The sequence below is a fragment of the Aureimonas sp. SK2 genome (genome assembly GCF_029813115.1).
GTDB lineage: Bacteria > Pseudomonadota > Alphaproteobacteria > Rhizobiales > Rhizobiaceae > Aureimonas.
In genome coordinates, this window is record NZ_JAPZDS010000003.1 from 164,750 (window position 1) to 185,444 (window position 20,695).

A 20,695-nucleotide genomic window follows, 5' to 3' on the forward strand; every position below is an offset into this window, starting at 1 on the left:
CGTTTGACATCGCGGCCCGGAGGCTTCAGGACGTGCCCGCTTCGGAATATTTTTCAATACGATAGGAAGTCGCTATGGCGCCGATCCTAGAGATCAGGGATGTGTCGCGCCGGTTCGGCGGCTTCGTTGCCGTGAACCGCTGCTCGCTGTCCGTCGAACAGGGCGGCATCACGGGCCTGATCGGTCCGAACGGCGCCGGCAAGTCCACGCTGTTCAACATGGTGGCCGGCAATCTGGCGCCGTCCTCCGGCAAGATCCTGTTCGAAGGGCGCGAGATCCAGGGCCTCAGGCCGCATCAGCTCTTCGGACGCGGCCTCCTGCGTACGTTCCAGATCGCGCACGAGTTCTCCCGCCTGTCGGTCATCGAGAACCTGATGATGGTGCCGGGCGGCCAGCCGGGCGAGAACGTCCTGGAGGCTTGGTTCCGGGGACGCAAGGTGCGCGAGTTCGAGAGACGCGTGCGCGAGCGCGCGGAGGACGTGATCGACTTCCTCAAGATCGGACACGTCGCACACGAGCTCGCCGGCAACCTTTCGGGCGGCCAGAAGAAGCTAGTCGAGCTCGGCCGGACCATGATGGTGGACGCCAAGATCGTGCTGCTCGACGAGATCGCGGCCGGCGTGAACCGGACGCTTCTCAACGACATCGCCGCCAACATCGAGCGCCTCAACCGGGAACGCGGCTACACGTTCTTCGTCATCGAGCACGACATGGACCTGATCGGCCGCCTCTGCGACCCCGTGATCGTGATGGCGGCGGGCGAGGTCATGCGCACCGGCACGCTCGCCGAGATCCAGGCCGACGAGGCGGTGGTGGAAGCCTATTTCGGCGGCTCGCCGACCGGCCACGCGACCGCCAAGACGGGAGCGACGGCATGAGCCTCCTGAAGGTCGAGAACGTCGTCGCCGGCTACGGCGAGGCGACCATCCTCAACGGCGTGAACCTCGAACTCGAAGCCGGCGAGATCGGCGTGATCGTCGGGCCGAACGGGGCAGGAAAATCGACGACGCTCAAGGCGATCTTCGGCCTTCTGCGCGTTTCCTCGGGTCGGGTCCTGTTCGACGGCCAGGATATCACCAACCGGCCGACGGACTCCTTGAGCGCCCTGCGCATGGCCTTCGTGCCGCAGGAGCACAACGTCTTCAAGACGCTCTCGGTCCATGAGAACCTGGAGATGGGAGCCTATGTCCGTCGCGACGACGTCTCCGGCCTTCTGGAGCGCGTCTACGACATCTTCCCGCCGTTGAAGGACAAGCGGCGCCAGCCGGCGGGCGAATTGTCGGGCGGCCAGCGCCAGATGGTAGCGGTCGGTCGGGCGCTGATGATCGACCCGAAGCTGATCCTCCTCGACGAGCCGACCGCCGGCCTGTCGCCCCGCTACATGAGCGAGATCTTCGACCGCATCCTCGCGGTCAACGCGGCGGGCGTGACGGTCGCGATGGTCGAGCAGAACGCCAAGCAGGCCCTCGGCATCGCCCACAAGGGCTTCGTCCTGGCTTCGGGCCGCAACCGCTTCACCGACACGGGCGCCGCGCTGCTGGCCGACCCGGATGTCGCAAAATCCTTCCTCGGCGGCTGAAGCCCTCCGCTTCGCCTTTCGATCGAACATTTCGAGATAGACATTTGGACGAGCTAGTCTTCTTCATCAACCGCGGCCTGATGGGCGGACTCATCATCGGCTCGATCTACGCGCTCGGGGCGGTCGGTGTGACGCTGATTTTCGGAATCCTGCGCTTTGCCCATTTCGCGCATGGCGACATGATGACGGCGGCGGCGTTCTTCGCCTTCATGCTGGCGAGCCTCCTCTCGGCTCTCGGCGTCTCGCTGCCGATCCCGCTCGCGCTCGCGCTTCTGCCGGTGGTCATGCTGCTGACCTCGGTCTTCGCGATCGGGCTCGACAAGGCCTTCTACAAGCCGCTGCGCGACCGGGGCGCGCGGCCCGTCGTCATGGTCATGGCGTCGATCGGCGTTGCGCTCATGCTGCAGGGCCTGATCCGCCTCTTCGCTGGCACGGGCTCGCGCGAGATGTATCTCGACGCGCCCAAGCAGATCTTCCGTATCCCCACCGGCGGCCGCCCGATCGTCATCACCGAGCCGCAGGTGGCGCTGATCCTCCTCACCGTCGTCTCGGTGATCGTGCTGCACCTCTTCCTTACCCGTTCGCGCCTCGGCAAGGCGATGCGCGCCGTGTCCGACAATCCGGACCTCGCGCGCGTGACCGGCATTCCGCTGGACACCGTGGTCAAGGCGACATGGGTCATCGGCGGCTCGCTCGCCGCCATCGCCGGCACGATGCTGGCCATGGACGTCCAGCTCAAGCCCGACCTCGCCTACAACATCCTGCTGCCGATCTTCGCCGCCACGATCGTCGGCGGCATCGGCCAGCCTTACGGCGCGATCGCCGGCGGCTATCTCATCGGCTTCGCCGAGACGCTGTCAGTCTTCAACCTTTCGGTGCTCTTGCGCCCGTTCCAGGGCTGGATGCCGGCCTGGGTCGAGATTCCGGCGAACCTCGCCTTCGTGCCGACGGAGTACCGGCTCGTGGTGCCGTTCTTCATCCTCGTCGTCGTGCTGATCTATCGGCCGACCGGCATCTTCAAGGGACGGGTGTTCTGATGGCGGCGGCATCCACGGCTACCAACCGCCTGCGCGAGCCGCTCCTGCCGCTGGCGCTCGTCGCCCTCGTCGGCCTGATCTTCTGGCTCCAGGGATCGGCCTACGCGACCCGCATGCTGGTCGAGGCCGCGGCCTATGCGATCATCGCGATCGGCCTGAACATTCAATGGGGTTACGCCGGTCTCTTCAACGTCGGCATCATGGGCTTCATCATCGCCGGCGCCTTCGCCTCCGTGCTCATGACCTTCCCGGTGAACGAGGCGTTCTGGGCCTCCAGCGGAGCGCCGCTCCTCGGGGTGGCCCTGCTCTGGCTGATCGGCGCCGTCGTCGTCGTCGGGCTGGTCTCGCAACTCCATCGCGTCGGCCTGCCCAAGGGGCTGGTCACGGCGCTGACGGTGATTTCGGGCGCCGTCGCCTTCATGGCGGTGACCGCGAAATTCGATCCGGCCACGGTCGCGATCGAGGCGGAGGCCGGCTTCATCGGCGGCTTCGGCCTCCCGGTCGGCGTCGGCTGGGCCATGGCGGGCGTCGTCGCCGGCGCCATCGCCTTTGTGATCGGCAAAATCTGCCTCGGGCTGCGGGCTGACTATCTCGCCATCGCGACGCTCGGCATCGCTCAGATCATCAAGACCTTCCTGCGCAACGCCGACTGGCTGACGCGCGGCACGCTGACCGTCTCGCCGCTGCCCTGGCCGGTGCCGACTCCGGCCGAGGTCGGCTTCCTGTGGGGGCGCAGCCTGTATCTGGCCGTCACCGCCGTCCTCCTCCTCCTCGTCTATCTCCTGATGGAGCGGGCCTACCGGGCGCCGTGGGGCCGCATGATGCGCGCCATCCGCGACAACGAGGCGGCGGCCGCATCGATGGGCAAGAACGTCGACGGTCGGCGCCTCGAGATCTTCGTGCTCGGCGCCATGCTGATGGGGCTCGGCGGTGCCATTCTCGTCCACTTCACCTCGATCTTTGACCCGTCCGGCTTCGTCGACCTCAACCACACGTTCCTGATCTGGGTGATGGTGATCCTCGGCGGCGCCGGCAACAATCGCGGCGCGATCTTCGGCGCCGTCTTCGTCTACATCGTCTGGACCATGTCGGAGCCCGCGGCGCTGACGCTCTTCTCGCTGGCGCGCGACTGGGGGCAGTCCTTGTTCGGCTGGGTCGCCCCGCCGGACCTCGATTCTCGCGCGCTTCAGATGCGGGTCTTCGTCATCGGGCTGACCATCACCCTCGTCCTGCGCTTCGCGCCGCACGGGGTCCTGCCGGAACGGCGGCGGGCGGACTAGAGGAACCGTCCACAAGGAGGAGTCGTTGGGCGCGCAACCATGAATTGGGAGCGCCCCATGAACGACGACAAGCGAGCCGAGGTCTATGCCGAGTTCAAGGACCTCGTGAACATGACGCCCAAGCAGATCGAGCACTGGCTCGAGACAGACGAGTCCAAACAAGTCGGCTTCAAGTCAGGCGGCAAGGGCGAGTCGGTCGGCCACAAGTCGGGCCGCGAGATCATCGAGATCAAGGGCATGAAGAAGTCCGACCTGACCGATGCCGAGTACGAGCACATGCAGAAGGTCGTCGGCTACATCAAGCGCCACATGAAGCAGAAGCCGAAGGGCGAGATCGAGGACACGCCCTGACGCTACTCGCTGATGAACTGGGGCCACGACCCCATGAAGAAGCACTGACGACAACGAAAAACCCCGGAGCCAACGCTCCGGGGTTCATGTGGCGTCGAGCGCGGACCCAAGGGCAACGGCGGCGGGAGCGGCGCGGTTGCGCAGCACGGTTGGCCCCGAAAACCAGAACCACCATGGTATCGCCGCGCGTCGCGCCGGTCCGTCTTACATCGCCGGGCCGACCACCACGATCGCACCGTCGCGAATGGTCACTTCGTCGTAGGAGCCGGGAACGTCGCCCTTGGCGTCGAACTCCAGCGCGCCCGACGCGCCCTCGTAGTTGATGTCGGTTCCGGCGGCGATGAGCTGCTTGGCTTTGGCCCACTCGCCCGGCAGGATCACCTCGCCCGGCGCGCTCGACACGTCGCGAAGCGCCTGGCTGAGGCCCTCACGCGAACCGCCGGTCTTCTCCAGAGCCAGCATCAGAGCGAAGGCCGCGTCGTAGGAGGTGGACGTGTAGGTCGCGGCGGGATCGAGATTGGCGGCGCGCGCCGCGGTCGCGAAGGCCTCGGCGCCGACGGCGGCCGTGCCGCCCGGACGCGTGAGGATCAGCTTCTCATCGCCGCCCGCCACGTTGGTGAGGTTGCCGCCGACCATGCCGTCACCGCCGATGAAGGTCGAGAAGTCGCCCGTCTCGCGTGCCTGGGAGACGATGCGGCCGCCCGAGCCGTCGACATAGGCCAGCACGACCAGCGCGTCGGCGCCGGACGAGGCGAGCGAGCCGATCTCCGCGCGGTAGTCGGCCTTGCCGTCTTCGTGCGCCTGCGACACGGTCACGGTGCCACCGTCGGCCTCGAAGGCCTTCTGGAAGGCCTGCGCGAAGCCGGTGCCGTAGTCGTTGTTCACATAGGTGATGGCGACGTTGTCGATGCCGTTCTTCTTCACGACGCGCGCCAGCACCTCGCCCTGGTAGGCGTCCGACGGGGCGGTGCGGAAGACGAGGTCCTTGTCGTCGAGATCGCTCACGGCCGGCGAGGTCGAGGCCGGCGAGACCATGACGACGCCGCCGGGGATGGCGGCCGAATTCGCGGCAGCGATGGTGGCGCCCGAGCACATGGCACCGACGATGCCGGCCACCTTCTCGGAGTTGACCTGACGGTCGGCGGCGTCCGAGGCGCGGGCAGCGTCGACGCAGCCGTCGTCGCCGATCACCATCTCGACCTTCGAGCCGTTGGGGCCGATGCCGCCGGCCTCGTTCACCTGGGCGACGGCGAGGCGAGCCGCATCGGCGATCGGCGGCATGAGGCTCTCGATCGGTCCCGTGATGCCGCCGATCATGCCGATCTTGAGCGCTGCATCCTGCGCCGACGCGGCGGAAACGCCGAGCGCGAGGAGAGAGGCCGTGAGGCCGAGAATGGCTGTCTTTCCGCCGATCATGCGCGAACTCCCGAAATGGTTGTGGGCCAGAGGCTTGTAGCTCCGGCCTCAAGTTGGCCGCGCGCTTTTTGAGCGGCTCGGTTCGACTTAAGCGGGGCTTACCGAAAGGGTCAAGCGAAGCCGCCTCGCATACCAAACGCGAAGACGTTAGAACGGACGCATGATGCGTTTCCCGGCCCGGCTTCTCGTTGGAACCTTGCTCGCCGCCGCCCCTCCGCTCGGCGTCTTCGCCCAGCCGTCGGGACCGGTCGTGCTCGGCGTCGCGGCGCCCCTCTCTGGGCCGAGCGACATCCTCGGACGGCAGGCCGTGGCGGGTGCAACGCGGGCGGCGGGTGACGCCGGGGCGACGGTCGTCGAGGCGGATACGGGCTGCACCGCAGATGGCGGACGCAAGGCAGCGGACGACTTCATCGCGGCGAAAGCGTCGGTCGCAGTCGGCTTCCTCTGCGCCGTCGCGCTCGAGGCCGCGCTGCCGAAGCTGACCGAGGCCGGCATTCCGGTGATCGACGTCGGCGTGCGCGCGGCGCGCATCCTGCGTCAGCGCGAAAAGGACGGCGCGCTCGTCTGGCGCCTCGCTCCCGGCTCGACGGCCGAGGCCGAAGCGCTCGCCCGCACCGTCCGCGAGCGCTGGTCGACCGCTCCGTTCGCCCTCGTAGACGATGGAACGCCGTTCTCGCGCGACCTTGCGGACAACGTGCGCCGGCTATTGGAGGAAAGCGGACTGCGCCCGGCCCTGACGGAAACCTATCGCCCCGCCGAGGAGAAGCAGTTTCCCCTCGCCCGCAGGATCCAGCAGAGCGGCGTCACGCGCGTCCTGTTTCTGGGCGCCCGCAGCGATGTCGCGATCATCCTGCGCGATGCGGCCGAACTCGGCCTGACGATCGAGGCCATGGGCGGCGAATCCCTCCTCGACGCGGCGGACGCCGTGCCCCTTGCGCCCGGCACGACAGCTGTCGTCTCGGGCTTCGACGTCGACTGGGCGCCCTCCGAGACCGCGCCGGAGGACGAGGGCTATGCCCGGGTCGCGCGCACCGGGGCCGAGATCGCGATCGGGGCCGCCCGCCGGGCGACGCAGGAGGGTCGGGCTCTCCCCGACGTCCTGAACGCCGAGACCTTCGTCACCACGTCCGGCCTCGTCCGCTTCCAGGGCGACGGCACCACCGACGTCGTGCCCTTCCGGGCCTACCGGTGGGACGGAGCACGGTTCGTAGCGGAGCCGGAAGGTTGAGCGTGTCCTCCGTCTGGCGGCCGGGGCCGCGAAACCTCCTGACCGACGTTTCCGGCCTTCGCGTCGGCAACGCGCAGGACGAGAGACTGAAGAGCGGAACCACCGCCATCCTCTTCGACGCCCCGTGCGTCGCCGCCGTCGAAATCCTCGGTGGCGCACCGGGCACGCGCGAGACCGAACTGCTGGCGCCGGACAAGCTGGTCTTCGGCATCGACGCCCTGGTCCTTTCCGGCGGCTCGGCCTTCGGGCTCGACGCGGCCTCCGGCGTCCAGGCCTACCTGCGCTCGGTCGGGCGCGGATTCGAGGTGGCGGGGCACCGGGTGCCGCTCGTGCCGGCGGCGATCCTGTTCGATCTCGCCAATGGCGGCGACAAGAACTGGGGCCTCCAAGCGCCCTATCGCGACCTCGGGTTCCAGGCGGCAACTGCCGCCGGCCCCGACTTCGGCCTCGGCAGCCAAGGTGCGGGGACCGGAGCGTCCACGGCACGCGTCAAGGGCGGGCTGGGTTCGGCTTCCACTCTGCTCCCGTCCGGCGCGACGGTGGCGGCGCTCGTGGCGGTCAACGCGCTGGGCTCGCCGCTGGTCGGCACGACGCTCCATTTCCACGCCGCCCCCTTCGAGATGGCCGCCGAGTTCGGCGGCCTCGGCCTGCCCCATCCGCATCCTTCCCTGTCGATGTCGCCTCCGTCCAAGCTCTCGCCCCAGCCGGGCGGCGCCACGACGATCGCGGTGATCGCTACCGACGCCGTCCTCGACAAGGGCGGCGCGAGGCGGCTCGCCGTGGCCGCCCATGACGGCTTCGCCCACGCCCTGTGGCCGACCCATACCGATTTCGACGGCGACCTCGTGTTCGCCGCCGCCACCGGCGGGAGTGGCTGGCGGCCCGACGGCGCGGAGCGGGTCGAGCTGGCCGCCGCCGCCGCCGCGACCATGGCGCGGGCGATCGCGCGCGGCGTGCATGCCGCAACGCCGGCTCCCGGCGATCTGCGCCCCTGCTGGCGAGACCTGGAAGCATGAAGCCGCGCCCTTGATTGAGGCGCGGGCGGGGGTCTGTTACAGCGCGGCGAACATATCGAACGCCGCTCGCGAAAGGCCCCGCCGATGATCCCCCGCTATTCCCGCCCCGAGATGGTGTCCGTCTGGTCGCAGGAGACCAAGTTCCGGATCTGGTTCGAGATCGAGGCGCACGCCTGCGACGCGCTGGCCGAGATCGGCGTGATCCCGAAGGAAGCCGCCCGGACGATCTGGGAAAAGGGTGGCGCCGCCACGTTCGACGTCGAGAAGATCGACGAGATCGAGCGCGTCACCAAGCACGACGTGATCGCCTTCCTGACGCATCTCGCCGAGTTCGTCGGGCCGGACTCGCGCTTCATCCACCAGGGTATGACCTCGTCCGACGTGCTCGACACCTGCTTCAACGTCCAGCTCGTTCGCGCGACCGACATCCTGCTCGCCGACATGGACGCGCTGCTGGTGGCGCTGAAGCGCCGCGCCTTCGAGCACAAGGACACGGTCACGATCGGCCGCAGTCACGGCATCCACGCCGAGCCGACGACCTTCGGCGTCAAGCTCGCCCTCGCCTATGCCGAGTTCGACCGCTGCCGCAGCCGCCTTCTGGCGGCGCGCGAGGAAGTGGCGACCTGCGCCATCTCCGGCGCCGTCGGCACCTTCGCCAACATCGACCCGCGCGTCGAGGAGCATGTCGCCAAGGCGCTCGGGCTCAAGCCCGAGCCGGTCTCGACCCAGGTCATCCCGCGCGACCGCCACGCGATGTATTTCGCGACGCTGGGCGTCATCGCCTCCTCCATCGAGCGCCTCGCCACCGAGATCCGCCATCTCCAGCGCACGGAGGTGCTGGAGGCCGAGGAGTATTTCTCGCCGGGCCAGAAGGGTTCGTCGGCCATGCCGCACAAGCGCAACCCTGTGCTCACCGAGAACCTCACGGGTCTCGCCCGCATGGTGCGGTCCTTCGCGATGCCTGCCATGGAGAACGTCGCGCTCTGGCATGAGCGGGACATCTCGCACTCCTCGGTCGAACGCTACATCGGCCCGGACGCCACGGTGACGCTCGACTTCGCCCTCGCCCGCCTCACGGGCGTGATCGACAAGCTGCTCGTCTACCCCGAGCGGATGGACCGCAACCTCAACCAGTTCAAGGGTCTGGTCCATTCGCAGCGCGTGCTGCTCGCCCTCACCCAGGCGGGCGTCAGCCGCGAGGACGCCTATCGCCTCGTGCAGCGCAACGCGATGAAGGTCTGGGAGCACGGCGCGGACTTCCTCACCGAGTTGCTGGCCGACGCGGAAGTGACCGCGGCGCTGTCGGAGGCCGACATCCGCGAGAAGTTCGACATCGGCTACCACACCAAGCATGTCGACACGATCTTCGGTCGCGTCTTCGGCGCGGCCTGATCGAACGGACCTCTAGGCGGCCTCGGCGTCCGCCGCGACGAGGACTGGCGTTTCCAGCATCTCACCACCCGGCTCGGCATCGGCGATGTCGAGCTGGATCATCTGGTGGTCGGAATAGGGCTGGTCGAGGATCGTGACCTGGCAGCGGTCGCGGAGGTCCTGCGACAGGAGGCAGATGTCGAGCGCGGCGCGATAGGGGCCGAGCCGGAAGGTCGGGCCGGAATGAGCGTTGGCGTGGACGAGCCGCCCGTCGGCCAGGAGCGGGCGCAACTCGCCGACGCCCCGGAACAGGTTGAAGTCGCCGATCACGACGGTGGGCTTGTCGCTCTCGGCCACCCATCGCGCGAGTTCGGCGAGTTGCAGGCCGCGGATGCGGTAGCGCAACGAAAGATGCGCCATCAGCACCCGGATTCCCGAGATGTCGATGTCGTAGACCAGCCGCTTCTTGCCCCAGGACAGATAGCGCGCGACGTAGGTCAGCGGCCGGGAGGCCAGAAACGCGTTGGACTTTCCGCGCGAGACGGAAAGGCGCCGGAAGCGCCGTCCGGCGCCGTACTTGTTGTCGATGCGCACGGTCGTGTGATGCGCCTCGGCCAGCGCGCCGACTTGGTCGAAGAACCCGTTGTTAAGCGAGCCCTTGTCGATCTCGGCGAAGCAGGACAGGTCCGGCTTCAGCTCGCGCAGGCGCTCGCGCACCAGGCCGAGGCTCCTCAGCTGCACCCGGCGCGTGGTGAAGACGTGGTGGTGCACGCGCCGCACATGATGCCCGATCGAGCCGTCGATGTCGCGGCTGTAACCCAGGTTGGCGTAGACGATCCGCAACATGCCCTCACCGCTCCGCCCCTGGGGAGACCGAAGCGCCTAACGCGGGTCGAACCCGCGCGTTCCCGCCACGATCTTGGCCCGCGCTCTCTCGTCCGCGGCGCGCCGACGCCCATATCGGTGGTTGGGCGGCAGCGCAAGGCGAGCCCGACGGCGGGACGATCGAGGTCGAGACACACGGATGGTCGAATTCTTCGACGGCACGATCCTGCCCATGGTGCTGGCGTTCATGAGCTGGGCCATCCTGATCGGCGCTGTCATCTACATCCCGTTCCGCCGCAGCCCCGTGGCGGCGCAGGCGTGGCTTCTCCTGTTCTTCTTTCTGCCCTGGGCGGCTCTCGTCGTGTATCTGGCGGTGGGCAACGCGCGCCACCCGAAGTGGCGGCAGGACCGGCTGGCCAAGGTCCCCGACATCATTCGCCGCGCCATCGCGCACATGACGCTGGAAGGCACGGGCGGAATGCGCACCCTTCGTCCGCACCACCGCATGACGGCTCATCTCGTCCACCGGATCGGCCGCTTCCCGTGCCTCGCCGACAACCGCATCGTGCTCGACGCCGACTACAACCGGGTGGTGGACCGCATCGCCGCCGACATCGACTCCGCACGGCACCACGCGCATGTCATGGTCTATATCCTCCAGAACGACCAGGCCGGAAACAAGGTGCTGAGCGCGCTGGAGCGGGCTGCCAAACGCGGCGTGAAGTGTCGCCTCCTGATCGACGCGGTCGGCTCCTCGCGCGACCGGAAGGCCATCGCCAAGCGCCTGAAGAACACGGGGGTCGAGCTGCGCCTCATCCTGCCGCTACGCTTCTGGAACCAGGCGACGCGGATGGATCTGCGCAACCATCGCAAGATCGTGGTCGTGGACGGCAAGATCGGCTGGGTCGGCTCGCAGAACATGCATCGCATCGAATACGAGCCGAAGACCTTCTATCGCGAGCTGATGGCGCGCGTCGAAGGCCCCGTCGTCCTGGAGCTGCAAGCGATCTTCATCGGCGACTGGTATCTGGAGACCGCCGAGGACATCGGCTCGCCCGAGCTGATGCCGGCGCCCGAGCCCCCCTCCGCCGAGCGCACGGCGACGGCCCAGGTCCTCCCGTCGGGGCCGGACTATCCCGAATCCGGCGTCGACATTCTCTTCACCGACCTGATCTACAGCGCCCGCCAGCGCGTGGTGCTCGCCACGCCCTATTTCATCCCCAACGAGCCGCTGCTCCTCGCCATGCGCACGGCCGTATCGAAGGGTGTGCGGGTGACGCTCTTCGTCACCTCGACCACCAACAGCCTCCTCATCGACCGGGCTCAGCAGTCCTACTACGATGAGCTTCTGGAAGCGGGCGTCGAGGTCATGCTCTATCGCGAGCGCTTCCTGCACGCCAAGCATCTGTCGATCGACGACGACATCGCCATCATCGGTTCGGCCAACATGGACCGTCGCTCCTTCGAGCTGAACTCGGAGGTGACCCTGATCAGCTACAGCGAGGACGTGGTGCGCGACCTGCGGGCCATCGAGGACGACTACCGCACCAAGAGCCACAGGCTGAACCTCGAGGACTGGAACAAGCGCGGTTTCCTGATCCAGCTCGGCGAGAACGTCACCCGCCTGATCAGCCCGCTCCTCTGACCCGCCGGCTTGACATGCGGTTCCATGCTTCGCATCTGCGAGGGATGCGAGTTTCCGACGTCGACATCCTGATCGTGCCCGGCCTTTCCGGCGCTTCCGAGCAGCATTGGCAGTCCCGCTGGGAGGCCAAGCTTTCCACCGCCAGCCGCGTGGTTCCGCCCGCCGCCGATCCGCACGATGCGAAGGCCTGGATCGGCGCGGTGGCCGAGGCCGTGTCGCGCTCGACCCGGCCGCCCGTGATCGTGGCCCATGCGCTGGGCGTCGCCGCCGCCGTGGCGGCCGTGCCGATGTTCGGGGGAAAGGTGGCCGGCGCCTTCTTCGTCGCCCCGGCGGATCTCGGCGAGGGCGCGTCGGGTTTCGCCGCCTATTCTCGAGACCCGCTGCCCTTTCCGTCCATCGTCGTTGCCAGCCGGGGCGGGCCGGACCATTCCTTCGACGCGATCGAGGACGTGGCCGCCGCCTGGGGCTCCCTCTTCGTGGATGCGGGCGAATCGGGGCGTCTGGACGAGGCCAGCGGCCACGGCCCCTGGCCCGAAGGCCTGCTGACCTTCGGAAAGTTCCTGTCCCGCCTGCCCGCGCCCTGAGTTCCTAACCGCGGAACTCCGCGACGAGCCGCGCGCAACCGGCCTTCAGGATCGCGACGTCCGATGCGATCCCGATCAGCTGGCAGCCCATTTCGGCGTAGCGCCGTGCGTCGGCCGAATCGAGCGCGTAGATCGCGATGGCCTTGCCCGCCGCGCGACCACGAGCCGCGATATCGTCGATGGCGCGGTCGGTCGCCTCGCCCTTCGGGTCGAGCACGCCACCGCCGAGCGCCATCGACAGGTCCGACGGTCCGATGAACACGCCGCCGAGTTCTGGGACGGCAAGGATGGCGTCGAGATCGGCATAGGCATTCGCCGTCTCGATCATCGCGAAGGACAGGACGGCGTCGTCGGCGGCCGCGAGATAGTCGCGCGGCGCCATCTTGAAGAGATCCGCCGCGCGGGTCGGGCCGAAGGATCGCATTCCGCCGGGCATGTAGCGCAGCGCCTTGGCGAAACGCCGCGCGTCGTCGGCATTGTCCACCATCGGCAGGATTACCCCGGACGCCCCGAAATCCACCGCGCGGCCCGCCAGCGCGAGGTCGCCAGGCGCCACGCGGACGATGGCAGGCTTGCCGAGCAGGGCTGCCCGCGCACAACCTTCGCGCAGATCGGCCGCGCCCTGGAGCCCGTGCTGGCCGTCGAGGATCAGCGCGTCGAAGCCGCCGAGCAGGATTTCGTGGACCACGGGGTCGGCCAGGCTCGACCAGCCGCAGAGCGTGGGCTCGGAACGGGACAGAAGCTCCCGCAGGCGGCCGAGGCTCATGTCAGGACGCTGCGATCTGCTTTTCGGCCTCGGCCATGCACTCGGCGTGGTGGCGCTCGATCTGATGGTCCGACTGCTGCACGCCGGCAGCGTCGAAATCGGTCCGGAGCTTGGCGAACACGTCCTGCACCCCCTTGGCGCCGAGGTCGAGCTGGACCAGCGCCGTGGCATAGGCGTCCGCATCGGCGCCGCTCTTCCCGAGCTTCTCCGCGGCCCAGAGGCCCAGAAGCTTGGTCGCGCGGGCTTCGATGCGGAACTTGCGCTCCTCGTCGTGCGCGTAGCGGGCTTCGAAGTCCTGGCCCCGATCGTTCAGTGACATTCCCATCTCCTTCTGGTCGGCTTTCGTCGTTGTGCGGTGGATGCTAGCGGCCGGGTCCGTCTTGTCCAGCGACGCTCACGCTCCTGTTCCCGGCGCGAGATCTCCCGTTTGCGATTGTTTAGGCCCGACGTTTGGTCTATTCACCCGGCGGAGACATATGGTTTTTTCGCGGGTCGGCACTCGACTCGCCTCTATCGCGATCAGGCATCATCCATGACACGTCGCCGCCGTATCTACGAGGGCAAGGGCAAGATCCTTTACGAAGGTCCCGAGCCCGGCACGCTGGTCCAGTTCTTCAAGGACGACGCGACCGCCTTCAACAAGAAGAAGCACGAGGTCGTGGACGGCAAGGGTGTCCTGAACAACCGCATCTCGGAATACATCTTCAGTCATCTGAACCGGATCGGCATCCCGACGCACTTCATCCGGCGGCTCAACATGCGCGAGCAGCTGATCAAGGAAGTCGAGATCATCCCGCTCGAGGTCGTGGTGCGCAACGTGGCGGCGGGTTCGCTCGCCAAGCGCCTCGGCATCGAGGAAGGCACGGTGCTGCCCCGCTCGATCATCGAGTTCTACTACAAGGCCGACCAGCTCGACGACCCGATGGTCTCGGAAGAGCACATCACGGCCTTCGGCTGGGCGACGCCGCAGGAAATCGACGACATCATGGCGCTCGCCATCCGCGTCAACGACTTCCTGTCCGGCCTCTTCCTCGGCGTCGGCATCCAGCTCGTGGACTTCAAGATCGAGACCGGCCGCCTCTTCGAGGGCGACATGATGCGCATCATCGTGGCCGACGAGATCTCTCCCGATAGCTGCCGCCTGTGGGACACCCAGACCCAGGACAAGCTCGACAAGGACCGCTTCCGTCGCGACATGGGCGGCCTCGTCGAGGCCTATCAGGAAGTGGCCCGCCGGCTCGGCATCATGAACGAGAACGAGCCGCCCCGCCCTTCCGGGCCGGTGTTGGTCAAGTAGCACGGCGTCCCGTGTCGCAGCCGGCTCCGGCTCTCCGTTTGGTTCATTCGCAAGGCAGGCAGATACCGTGATCAAGGCGCGCATCGTCGTCACCCTCAAGAACGGCGTCCTGGATCCCCAGGGCAAGGCGATCGAAGGGGCGCTCGGCACGCTGGGCTTTTCCGGCGTCTCGGGCGTGCGCCAGGGCAAGGTCTTCGACGTCGAGATCGACGGCACCGACCGCGCCAAGGCGGAGGGAGACCTCAAGGCGATGTGCGAGAAGCTCCTCGCCAACACGGTGATCGAGAACTACGCGATCGAGCTCGCCTGAGGAGCCCTCACCATGAAGTCCGCCGTCGTTCTGCTGCCCGGCCTCAACCGCGACCGCGACATGATCGCGGCACTGACCAAGATTTCCGGCCAGGCCCCGGTCACGGTCTGGCAGACCGAGACCGCCATTCCCGACGTTGACCTGATCGTCGTGCCGGGCGGCTTCTCCTACGGCGACTATCTGCGCTGCGGCGCGATCGCCGCGCGCTCGCCGGTGATGCAGGCGGTGGCCGAGAAGGCCGCGAGCGGCGTGCCGGTGCTCGGCGTCTGCAACGGCTTCCAGATCCTCTGCGAGGCCGGCCTCCTGCCCGGCGCCTTGATGCGCAACACGAGCCTCAAGTTCGTGTGCCGCGAGGTGAAGCTGAAGGTCACCAACGCGCAGACCATGTTCACCTCGGGCTATGCCCAGGATCAGGTGATCCGCTGCCCCGTCGCCCATCACGACGGCAACTACTTCGCCGAAAGCGAAACCCTGGCTCGTATCGAAGGCGAAGGCCGCGTCGTGTTCCGCTATGCCGAGGGCACCAACCCGAACGGCGCGATCAACGACATCGCCGGGATCGTCAACGACCGCGGCAACGTGCTCGGCATGATGCCGCATCCCGAGAACCTGATCGAGCTGGAGCATGGCGGCACGGACGGTCGTCCGCTGTTCGAGGGCGCGCTCGGGCTCCTCGGCCGGGGCTTGGCCGCTTGAGCCGGAGCCGCCTGCCGGGACTGGGTCTCGCGCTCGTCGCCATCGTTGCGATATCCGGCTGTGCCTCCCGCGCGCCCTCGCCGGAGCGGGCTCCCGCCAAGCGGGCCGATACCGGTCTCGACCGGATGGAGCGGCTGACGCTGACGGCCAACCGCTGCTGGTTCAAGTCGCGCGATCCCGCCTTCGCGCCCTACAGCATCGCCCCCGAACTTTCCTCGTTCTCCGGGCGCCCGCGATTCCTCCTCGTGCCCAAGGGCCGTCTGGAGGCTCGTCCGCTCCTAGTGGTGGAGGGCGCCGCCGGCTCGACCGACGTGGCAACCTACGGGCCGCTTCTCGACACGCCGCTTCGATCTCGCCTGGAGGCCGATCTCGACCGCTGGCGTGCAGGCTCGACGAGCTGCGATGCCTGACCGGGCGACGATGGGCGGGCGGTCCGGCTTCGCTTCTCTCGTGCTCGCGCTGGTCGCGCTGGGCGGTTGTCGCACGGATGCCGCCCCTTTGGCCGCCGCGGCCGGCCCCGCGCCCAACCCGGCCGAAGTCCGCTACATCCGCGACACGGGCGCCGCGATCTATCGCCGCCAGTCGTTCGAACGAACGCGCGCCTTCGTGTTCGCCGATCCTTCGCGCGGCTTCGCCGTCTGCCTACGCGGGCGGCTTCGCGACGGTCGCCCCGATCACACGCTCCTGATCCTCCAGCGCCGGATCGAGGGCGCGGTGAGTCAGGTCGAGGACGACGCGACGATCCTGCGGGCGAGCGCCGATGTCGGCCCTTGCCGCAGCCGGTCGGATTGGGTACCCGCCAGATAACACGCAGCTTTCCCGTCGACCCGGCGGCGAGGGCCTTTCGCCATTCCTGAAGACGGTTTCGGAGTCTCCATGGCCGACATCCAGATCACCCCGGAGCTCATCGCCAGCCACGGATTGAAGCCGGACGAGTACCAGCGCATCCTCGATCTGATCGGGCGCGAGCCGAGCATCACCGAGCTTGGCATCTTCTCGGCCATGTGGAACGAGCACTGCTCCTACAAGTCGTCCAAGCGCTGGCTGCGGACGCTGCCGACCAAGGGCGAGCGCGTCATCCAGGGGCCGGGCGAGAACGCGGGCGTGGTCGATATCGGTGACGGCGACTGCGTCGTCTTCAAGATGGAGAGCCACAACCACCCGTCCTATATCGAGCCCTATCAGGGCGCCGCTACGGGCGTCGGCGGCATCCTGCGCGACGTGTTCACCATGGGCGCGCGGCCGATCGCCGCCATGAACGCCCTGCGATTCGGCGCCCCGGACCACCCGAAGACGCGGCACCTCGTGTCCGGCGTCGTCGCGGGTGTCGGCGGCTACGGCAATTCCTTCGGCGTGCCGACGGTCGGCGGCGAGGTGAACTTCCACCCGCGCTACAACGGCAACTGCCTCGTCAACGCCTTCGCGGCGGGTCTCGCGAAGTCGAACGCGATCTTCCTGTCCAAGGCCGAGGGCGTCGGCCTGCCCGTCGTCTATCTCGGCGCCAAGACCGGCCGAGACGGCGTCGGCGGCGCGACCATGGCCTCGGCCGAGTTCGACGAGACGATCGAGGAGAAGCGCCCGACCGTTCAGGTCGGCGATCCGTTCACCGAGAAGTGCCTGCTGGAAGCCTGCCTCGAGCTGATGCAGACCGGAGCCGTGATCGCGATCCAGGACATGGGCGCGGCGGGCCTCACCTGTTCGGCCGTCGAGATGGGCGCGAAGGGCGACCTCGGCATCGAGCTCGACCTCAACAAGGTGCCCGTGCGCGAGGCGCGCATGACGCCCTACGAGATGATGCTCTCGGAAAGCCAGGAGCGCATGCTCATGGTGCTCCGTCCCGAGAAGCACGAGGAGGCCGAGGCCATCTTCGTGAAGTGGGGCTTGGATTTCGCCGTCGTCGGCAAGACGACGGACGACCTGCGCTTCCGCATCCTGTTCGATGGCAAGGAGGTCGCGAACCTTCCCATCAAGGAACTCGGCGACGAGGCGCCGGAATACGACCGCCCGTGGGTCGAGCCCAAGGCCGCGGCGCCCGTTTCGGCGGCTGACGTCGCCGAGCCCGAGGACTACGGCGCCGCCCTCCTCCGGATCATGGGCTCGCCCGACATCGCTTCGCGCCGCTGGGTCTTCGAGCAGTACGACACGCTGATCCAGGGCAATTCGATGCAGCGTCCCGGCGGCGACGCGGGCGTCGTGCGCGTCGACGGCCATCCGACCAAGGCGCTCGCCTTCTCGTCGGACGTGACGCCGCGCTATTGCGAGGCCGACCCCTACCAGGGCGGCGCACAGGCCGTCGCCGAATGCTGGCGCAACCTGACGGCCGTCGGCGCCGAGCCGCTGGCCGCGACCGATAACCTGAATTTCGGCAATCCCGAAAAGCCCGAGATCATGGGCCAGCTCGTGAAGGCCATCCAGGGGATCGGCGCCGCCTGCGAGGCGCTCGGCTTCCCGATCGTGTCCGGCAACGTCTCGCTCTACAACGAGACGCTGGGCCAGGCGATCTTGCCGACGCCCACCATCGGCGGCGTCGGCCTGATCGAGGACCGCTCCAAGACGGCGACGATCGGCGGCTGGCAGGAAGGCGACACGCTCTTTCTCGTCGGCGCAGATGGCAAGCATCTTGGCTCGTCCATCTTCCTGCGCGAGATCGCGGGCCGCGAAGATGGCGGCGCGCCGGTCGTGGATCTCGCGGCCGAGCGCCGGCACGGCGACGTGGTGCGCGGGCTGATCCGCTCTGGTCGCGTATCGGCCTGCCACGACCTGTCGGACGGCGGCCTGGCTGTCGCGCTCGCCGAAATGTGCATCGCCGCGAACCTTGGCGCCGAGGTTTCCGTCGGCGACGGCGCACGCCATGCGGCGCTTTTCGGCGAGGACCAGGCGCGCTACGTGATCGCGGTGCCCGCCAGCGCCGCCGAGGCGGTCGCTTCGGAGCTTTCCTCCCTGCCCCATCGCCGTCTCGGCACGGCCGGCGGTTCGGCACTGAGGATCGACGGCGTTCTTTCCGTCGCCGTATCCGACCTCACGGTGGCGCACGAGAGCTGGTTCCCGGCCTTCATGTCCGGCACTCTGCCTGTCGAGGCGGCCGCCGCCTGACACCGCCGAGCCCGGTTCGATTGCCGAGACTCGGCATTGGCCCTATCCTCCTGACGACGGTCGCGAGTCTCCTATCGCGCCGCCGGCAGGAGATCACCGCATGCCCATGAACGCCCACGACATCGAAAAGATGATCAAGGACGCGATTCCCGACGCCACCGTGACCATTCGCGATCTGGCCGGCGACGGCGACCACTACGCCGCCGAGGTCGTGGCCGAGAGCTTCCGGGGCAAGTCGCGCGTCCAGCAGCACCAGATGGTCTATCAGGCGCTCCAGGGTAACATGGGCGGCATCCTGCACGCCCTCGCCCTCCAAACCAGCGCGCCGAAGTAGGCGTCGGGGATCCACGGCCTTTAAAGCCGAGCCCGGACATCGTATGTGAGCCGGGACGTATCGTTGCCCGCGACTGAGGCGGGCCTGACAAACAGGATTGCGCCATGGCCGGCATCATCGACTGGATCGACAACGAGGTGAAGACGAACGACGTGATCGTCTTCATGAAGGGCACGCCGGACTTCCCGCAGTGCGGCTTCTCCGGTCAGGTCGTCCAGATTCTCAACTACCTCGGCGTCCCCTACAAGGGCGTCAACGTTCTCACGTCGGACGAGCTGCGCAACGGCATCAAGGAATACGGCGGCTGGCCGACCATTCCGCAGGTCTACGTGAAGGGCGAATTCGTCGGCGGCTGCGACATCCTGCGCGAGATGTTCCAGGCGGGCGAGCTGCAGGACTTCATGGGCGACAAGGGCATCGCTCTCAACGCTCCGTCGCCGGCGGCCTGAGGCCCCGGACGACGCTCTCCAAGCGGCCCGCTCCTCCGAGCGGGCCGTTTTCGTTTCGGGCTGGCGGGCGCGTTCGTCAGCCCGCCTTGCTTTTTGTACCGCCCGGCTTAGAACGATCTCGACCAACGAAAGACCGGACCCCATGTCGAGCGCGCCCAACACCGTGCGCGGGATTCCCTATTGGGAACTCGTGACCCTGATCGCCTGCATCATGGCGTTGAACGCCGCGGCGATCGACATCTTCATTCCGGCGCTCACCAACATCACGCAGACGCTGGAACTGGCGAATCCAAACCACGCGCAGTTCGTCATCACCGCCTATGTGATGGGTTTCGGGATCTCGCAGATCTTCTACGGCACGCTGTCCGACCGGTTCGGGCGTCGGCCGGTGCTGCTCTTCGGCCTCGGCGTCTACGTGCTCGCCTCCGTCGCGGCCGTGTTCTCGACGACCTTCGGCATGCTCTTGGCGCTTCGCGCGATCCAGGGCATCGGTGCGGCTGCGACGCGCGTCATCGCCGTGTCCGTGGTGCGCGACTGCTTCGGCGGGGCGCGCATGGCAAGTGTTATGTCGCTCGTCATGATGATCTTCATGGCCATCCCGGTGATCGCGCCCAACCTCGGACAGGTCGTGCTCTTCTTCGGCGACTGGCACGAGATCTTCATCGCGGTGGCCGTCTTCGGGGCTTTCGTGATGCTCTGGACCTATGTCCGGCTGCCGGAGACGCAGCACCCCGAGGATCGGCTGCCGCTGACCGTGAGCCGCGTCGCACAGGCCTTCCGGGTGGTCGTGACCAACCGCACGGCCTTCGCATACACGCTCTCGACGGCGCTCACCTTCGGCGTGCTATTCGCCTTCATCAATCAGGCCGAGCAGATCTATGTCTCGGTCTACGGCCTCGGACCCGAGTTCACGCTCTACTTTTCGGCCGGCGCCATCTTCATGGCGGTGGCCTCGTTCTCGAACTCGCGGCTGGTGGAGCGCTTCGGCATGCGGCACCTGTCGCACGGCGCGCTGTGCATCTTTCTGGCGCTGAACGTCCTGCACCTTGCGATTGCGCTGCTCTATGGCGGCGTTCCGCCCTTCGCCGTCTATCTGCCGATGACGATCCTGTCGCTTTGCATGTTCGGCTTCATCGGCACCAACTTCAACGCATTGGCGATGGATCCGCTCGGCCATGTCGCCGGGACGGCCTCTTCCGTGCTTGGCTTCATGCAGACCTTCGGCGGCGGTGTCCTTGGTGCCATCGTTGGCTACATGTACGACGGCACGCTGATCCCGCTCCTGGTGGGTTACGTGCTTCTGTCGATCGGTGCCTTCGGCTGCGCCATCGTGGCCGAGAACGGCAAGCTCTTCAACGAGCGGCCGAGCCCGCGCGACGGCGGCCCCCGTGTCGTGGAGCCGGCGGCGGCCGAATAGG

At 67.7% G+C, this 20,695-nt stretch carries 23 protein-coding genes; 19 read left to right on the top strand and 4 right to left on the bottom strand.

What is annotated here, in order from left to right:
- The first annotated feature begins 74 nt into the window (after positions 1–74).
- Genes O5O54_RS05560 through O5O54_RS05580 form a run of 5 tightly spaced genes read left to right on the top strand, consistent with a single transcriptional unit; the run spans position 75 to position 4,247 of the window.
- Positions 75–878, top strand: a complete 804-nt coding sequence (locus tag O5O54_RS05560; RefSeq protein ID WP_279479714.1) for an ABC transporter ATP-binding protein — start codon at positions 75–77, stop codon at positions 876–878.
- Positions 875–1,579 (top strand): ABC transporter ATP-binding protein, encoded by a 705-nt coding sequence (locus O5O54_RS05565; protein ID WP_279479715.1) that lies wholly within the window; start codon positions 875–877, stop codon positions 1,577–1,579. Before O5O54_RS05560 ends, O5O54_RS05565 begins: the two co-directional genes overlap by 4 nt.
- Before the next feature lie 44 nt (positions 1,580–1,623).
- Positions 1,624–2,616: a branched-chain amino acid ABC transporter permease gene (locus O5O54_RS05570; RefSeq protein ID WP_279479717.1), complete on the top strand. Its 993-nt coding sequence runs from the start codon at positions 1,624–1,626 to the stop codon at positions 2,614–2,616.
- Complete coding sequence (locus O5O54_RS05575; protein ID WP_279479719.1) at positions 2,616–3,896, top strand: branched-chain amino acid ABC transporter permease; 1,281 nt, start codon at positions 2,616–2,618, stop codon at positions 3,894–3,896. The genes O5O54_RS05570 and O5O54_RS05575 overlap by 1 nt, the downstream gene beginning before the upstream one ends.
- 57 nt (positions 3,897–3,953) lie before the next feature.
- On the top strand, positions 3,954–4,247 hold the full coding sequence (locus tag O5O54_RS05580; RefSeq protein WP_279479720.1) for a DUF3140 domain-containing protein: 294 nt from the start codon (positions 3,954–3,956) through the stop codon (positions 4,245–4,247).
- Between the two features lie 204 nt (positions 4,248–4,451).
- Here O5O54_RS05580 and O5O54_RS05585 read toward each other — a convergent pair whose 3' ends face one another.
- Entirely contained in the window at positions 4,452–5,663 is a 1,212-nt protein-coding gene (locus O5O54_RS05585) for an ABC transporter substrate-binding protein (RefSeq protein ID WP_279479723.1), read from the bottom strand.
- 160 nt (positions 5,664–5,823) lie between these two features.
- Here O5O54_RS05585 and O5O54_RS05590 point away from each other — a divergent pair, with 160 nt between their 5' ends.
- The 3 genes from O5O54_RS05590 (at position 5,824) to purB (ending at position 9,299) form a co-directional block, all read left to right on the top strand.
- A complete protein-coding gene (locus tag O5O54_RS05590) occupies positions 5,824–6,891 on the top strand; it encodes an ABC transporter substrate-binding protein (protein WP_279479725.1) in 1,068 nt (355 codons plus the stop codon).
- A 2-nt stretch (positions 6,892–6,893) separates the two neighbouring features.
- A complete protein-coding gene (locus tag O5O54_RS05595; protein ID WP_279479924.1) occupies positions 6,894–7,907 on the top strand; it encodes a P1 family peptidase in 1,014 nt (337 codons plus the stop codon).
- Between the two features lie 84 nt (positions 7,908–7,991).
- Entirely contained in the window at positions 7,992–9,299 is a 1,308-nt protein-coding gene (gene purB, locus O5O54_RS05600; protein ID WP_279479727.1) for an adenylosuccinate lyase, read from the top strand.
- A gap of 12 nt (positions 9,300–9,311) precedes the next feature.
- Here purB and O5O54_RS05605 read toward each other — a convergent pair whose 3' ends face one another.
- Positions 9,312–10,124, bottom strand: coding sequence for an endonuclease/exonuclease/phosphatase family protein (locus O5O54_RS05605; RefSeq protein ID WP_279479729.1), 813 nt, complete (start codon positions 10,122–10,124; stop codon positions 9,312–9,314).
- Between the two features lie 178 nt (positions 10,125–10,302).
- On the opposite strand from O5O54_RS05605, the gene cls reads away from it, so the two are divergent.
- Positions 10,303–11,748, top strand: a complete 1,446-nt coding sequence (cls, locus tag O5O54_RS05610; RefSeq protein ID WP_279479731.1) for a cardiolipin synthase — start codon at positions 10,303–10,305, stop codon at positions 11,746–11,748.
- 44 nt (positions 11,749–11,792) lie between these two features.
- Complete coding sequence (locus tag O5O54_RS05615; protein ID WP_279479733.1) at positions 11,793–12,332, top strand: alpha/beta hydrolase; 540 nt, start codon at positions 11,793–11,795, stop codon at positions 12,330–12,332.
- Between the two features lie 4 nt (positions 12,333–12,336).
- Here O5O54_RS05615 and O5O54_RS05620 read toward each other — a convergent pair whose 3' ends face one another.
- Positions 12,337–13,098, bottom strand: coding sequence for an HpcH/HpaI aldolase/citrate lyase family protein (locus O5O54_RS05620; protein ID WP_279479735.1), 762 nt, complete (start codon positions 13,096–13,098; stop codon positions 12,337–12,339).
- 1 nt (position 13,099) lies between these two features.
- Positions 13,100–13,417 (bottom strand): DUF1476 domain-containing protein, encoded by a 318-nt coding sequence (locus tag O5O54_RS05625; RefSeq protein ID WP_279479737.1) that lies wholly within the window; start codon positions 13,415–13,417, stop codon positions 13,100–13,102.
- A 213-nt stretch (positions 13,418–13,630) separates the two neighbouring features.
- Between O5O54_RS05625 and purC the strand changes: the two genes are divergently transcribed.
- The 9 genes from purC to O5O54_RS05670 all read left to right on the top strand — a co-directional run bounded on the left by purC (position 13,631) and on the right by O5O54_RS05670 (position 20,694).
- Positions 13,631–14,395: a phosphoribosylaminoimidazolesuccinocarboxamide synthase gene (gene purC / locus O5O54_RS05630; protein WP_279479739.1), complete on the top strand. Its 765-nt coding sequence runs from the start codon at positions 13,631–13,633 to the stop codon at positions 14,393–14,395.
- Positions 14,396–14,462: 67 nt separating this feature from the next.
- On the top strand, positions 14,463–14,705 hold the full coding sequence (purS, locus tag O5O54_RS05635) for a phosphoribosylformylglycinamidine synthase subunit PurS (RefSeq protein WP_279479742.1): 243 nt from the start codon (positions 14,463–14,465) through the stop codon (positions 14,703–14,705).
- Between the two features lie 12 nt (positions 14,706–14,717).
- Positions 14,718–15,401 carry a phosphoribosylformylglycinamidine synthase subunit PurQ gene (gene purQ / locus O5O54_RS05640; protein WP_279479744.1) on the top strand — a complete coding sequence of 228 codons (684 nt, stop codon included), beginning with the start codon at positions 14,718–14,720 and terminating at the stop codon, positions 15,399–15,401.
- Positions 15,398–15,811, top strand: coding sequence for a hypothetical protein (locus O5O54_RS05645; protein WP_279479745.1), 414 nt, complete (start codon positions 15,398–15,400; stop codon positions 15,809–15,811). The genes purQ and O5O54_RS05645 overlap by 4 nt, the downstream gene beginning before the upstream one ends.
- Positions 15,804–16,208, top strand: coding sequence for a hypothetical protein (locus tag O5O54_RS05650; protein ID WP_279479747.1), 405 nt, complete (start codon positions 15,804–15,806; stop codon positions 16,206–16,208). Before O5O54_RS05645 ends, O5O54_RS05650 begins: the two co-directional genes overlap by 8 nt.
- Positions 16,209–16,277: 69 nt before the next feature.
- Positions 16,278–18,494 (top strand): phosphoribosylformylglycinamidine synthase subunit PurL, encoded by a 2,217-nt coding sequence (gene purL, locus O5O54_RS05655; RefSeq protein WP_279479748.1) that lies wholly within the window; start codon positions 16,278–16,280, stop codon positions 18,492–18,494.
- Between the two features lie 100 nt (positions 18,495–18,594).
- Positions 18,595–18,828: a BolA/IbaG family iron-sulfur metabolism protein gene (locus O5O54_RS05660; RefSeq protein WP_061935856.1), complete on the top strand. Its 234-nt coding sequence runs from the start codon at positions 18,595–18,597 to the stop codon at positions 18,826–18,828.
- A 104-nt stretch (positions 18,829–18,932) separates the two neighbouring features.
- Complete coding sequence (grxD, locus tag O5O54_RS05665; protein ID WP_279479751.1) at positions 18,933–19,277, top strand: Grx4 family monothiol glutaredoxin; 345 nt, start codon at positions 18,933–18,935, stop codon at positions 19,275–19,277.
- Positions 19,278–19,392: 115 nt separating this feature from the next.
- On the top strand, positions 19,393–20,694 hold the full coding sequence (locus O5O54_RS05670) for a multidrug effflux MFS transporter (RefSeq protein ID WP_279479925.1): 1,302 nt from the start codon (positions 19,393–19,395) through the stop codon (positions 20,692–20,694).
- Position 20,695 lies beyond the last annotated feature (1 nt).